Origin of the sequence: Streptomyces sp. SM1, from assembly GCF_002910825.1 — a bacterium.
GTDB classification, from domain to species: Bacteria; Actinomycetota; Actinomycetes; order Streptomycetales; family Streptomycetaceae; genus Streptomyces; species Streptomyces okerensis.
This window is the reverse complement of the sequence record NZ_NEUB01000716.1, coordinates 1-2,392: the sequence shown is the minus strand read 5'-3', so window position 1 is coordinate 2,392 and position 2,392 is coordinate 1. Positions and strand designations below refer to the sequence as shown.

Annotated in this window: 3 protein-coding genes and 1 pseudogene; all 4 read right to left on the bottom strand. The window is 72.2% G+C overall.

All coding sequences use genetic code 11. The features are described 5' to 3' along the window. A partial coding sequence (locus B9S61_RS20435; RefSeq protein ID WP_103543553.1) for an IS982 family transposase occupies nt 1–749 on the bottom strand: 749 nt, incomplete at its 3' end. Between the two features lie 56 nt (nt 750–805). Beyond that, a pseudogene (locus B9S61_RS20430) lies at nt 806–1,099 on the bottom strand (glycosyltransferase); the annotation flags it as partial. Nucleotides 1,100–1,247: 148 nt separating this feature from the next. Further along, the gene (locus B9S61_RS20425; protein ID WP_181007454.1) at nt 1,248–1,745 is read right to left on the bottom strand and encodes a cellulase; all 498 of its coding nucleotides are present in this window, start codon (nt 1,743–1,745) and stop codon (nt 1,248–1,250) included. Nucleotides 1,746–1,756: 11 nt separating this feature from the next. Further along, on the bottom strand, nt 1,757–2,263 hold the full coding sequence (locus B9S61_RS20420) for a SigE family RNA polymerase sigma factor (RefSeq protein ID WP_103543552.1): 507 nt from the start codon (nt 2,261–2,263) through the stop codon (nt 1,757–1,759). Nucleotides 2,264–2,392 lie beyond the last annotated feature (129 nt).

The following is a 2,392-nucleotide window of genomic DNA, read 5'->3' as shown; positions in this document are numbered from 1 at the left end:
TGGCCCTTGAGGGTGTCGTTGACCGACTCGATCAGCTGGCGGACCTTCTTGAGCATCGGCTCGCCGGGCCGCAGGATCTCCCTCTTCCTCGACGGCCGCAGCAGCGTGATGCCCTGTACGGACAGTGACCGCTCGAAGGTCTTCGACGCGAAGCCCTTGTCGCTGATCAGCAGCAGGCCCGGCCGCACGCGCACCAGCTCGGCATCGACCTCCAGCATCGCGGCCAGCACCTCGCGCTCGCCGAGCTTCGGATCGGCCAGCGCCCACAGGATCGGCATCCCGGCCGGGGTGCACACCAGGTACAGCCGCAGCCCCCAGAAGAACCGCGAATGCGACGCGCAGTAGCCGTAGTTGGCCCAGCCCGCCAGCTCCGAGCGCTTGACCGTGGGGCGGGACATCCCGCACGGCACCGGGGTCGAGTCCGTGATCCACACCGTGTCGTGCCAGAAGTCGGTGTCCTTGGCGAGCACCCGTATCACGCGTTTGATCTGCGGCAGCGCGGCACGCAGCCGCTTGTTGTAGCCGGCATCCTGCGGGACGAAGGGAAACATGTCCTGGAGGTGTGCGCGGACGTACCGCAGCCAGCGGGCCTCGCAGTGGAAGCCGAGCATCGCCTGCATGACCGCCAGGCACAGCAACTCCGAGTGACTGAGTTTCGGTGGCCGGCCCGGCAGCCGCACGATACCCGCCAAGTCGTCGTCGATCTTCACGTACAGTGCGGTCACGAGGGTGTTCAAGTTCGTCGTCACAAACGATCATGAGCACCCTCTCTTCGTGCCCGCAGGCATTTGGAAAGACTCGTCTCGGTCCCGGGAAGTTCCCGGGCCAGCCGCTCGGCGATGCGCGGGGTGCGGTCCGTGCTGGCGTTGTCGGCGACGGTGATCCGGAAGGGGTACGGGAACGTCTCCGCCAGGTGGGCGTGGAGCCGGCGGACACAGGGCTCCAGATCGTTCTCCTCGTTGTGCACGGGCACCACCACGTCCAGAACGGGTTCGCGGTGGTGCACGGACAGCGGGACCCGGCGGGGCAGCGCCCTCGGCGCCGGGGGCGCGGTGGCTGTGCGGCAGCCGGCCGGGGCCGGCCACCTCGCGGTGCTCATGACGGATTCACGGTCTCCTTCCGGCGTACGGCACGACGGGGCCCGGGTGGGGCCCGTGAAGGCATGCCGGAAGCGCCCGGGTGGCGGTCGGGTGAGAGGCCCCGGGGCGAGGCTCCCGGGGGTGGATCGGACGGCGGCGCGGCGGCGGTCAGCCGCTGCCGGCCGTCATGGAGGGACGTCCCGCCCCCTGCGTGGACGACGAGTACGAGGGCTCCGAGGAGGTAGGCGTCGGAGGCGGGAACGTCACCGACGTGCTCGCGTCGGGCGGGGGAAAGGTCGGCGTGCCGCCGTGACCCGGCTCCGTGGTCCCGGACGTGCTCGTGGGCGGGTGCAAGGTGCTGGGGACGGAGGTGGAGGCCGGTGCGGACGTCGGCGGTGCGGTCGACGACGGGGCCGGCGTCGGACTGGTCGCCGGCAGGGGCGGGCGGTCGGCGGGCAGGGAACGCGACCCCGTGCCGGGCAGCAGGGCCAGCCCGATGCTCAGCCCGGCCACGGCGAGGGCCGAGCCGCCGGCCCGCCACAGCACCCGCGTCCGGTGCCGGGCCCGAATGCCCTCGTACAGGCGCGCCCGCTGCCCGGGACCCAAGGGGGCAGGCTTCCGGCTGTCGTGCATCATGCGCGTCAGCTCGCGCTCGAAGTCGTCCACCGCTGCTCCCCTCACCCCACGGGCCGGACGGAGTCGGACAGGGTCTGCCGCAGCCGCGCCACTCCGCGCGACGCGTGGGAGCGGGCGGTGCCCACCGGACAGCCGAGGGCCTGCGCCACCTGCCCCTCCGGCAGGTCCTCGCAGTAACGCAGCACCACCGCGGCCCGCTGGCGCGGCGGCAGCAGAACCAGCGCGGCCTCCAGCCGCGAGCGTTCCGCGACGGCCGCGGACACATCACCGGGTTCCGCCCGGTCGGGCAGTTCTCCCACCGGACGCTCCCCCCACCAGCGCCGGCGGGCCGAACGGGCCGCCAACCGCACCAGCACCTGGCGCACATAGGCCTCCGGTGCCTGCTCGGCGACCCTCGGCCACGCGAACCACAGCTTCACCAGGGCCTCCTGGACGAGGTCCTCGGCGCGCTGCCGGTCGCCGCCGGTGAGCAGACGCGCGACATGAAGCAGCGTCGACCAGCGAGCGGCCACGAACTCGTCGAAGCCGTCGGCCCGAAACCGCTCCATCCCCACCGCCCCGCCTGCGAACAACCCCTTACACCCCCCACAAAGGCCCGGGGACCGGCGAAACGATGCACCGAAGGGCTGTGATCCACCTCACTTCTCGCACGCGAAAGGGCGGGCCGTGTGCGCCGA

Excerpts from the sequence above, each read along its gene's own strand:
- B9S61_RS20420 (WP_103543552.1), bottom strand. The coding sequence starts at position 2,263 with ATGGAGCGGTTTCGGGCCGACGGCTTCGACGAGTTCGTGGCCGCTCGC.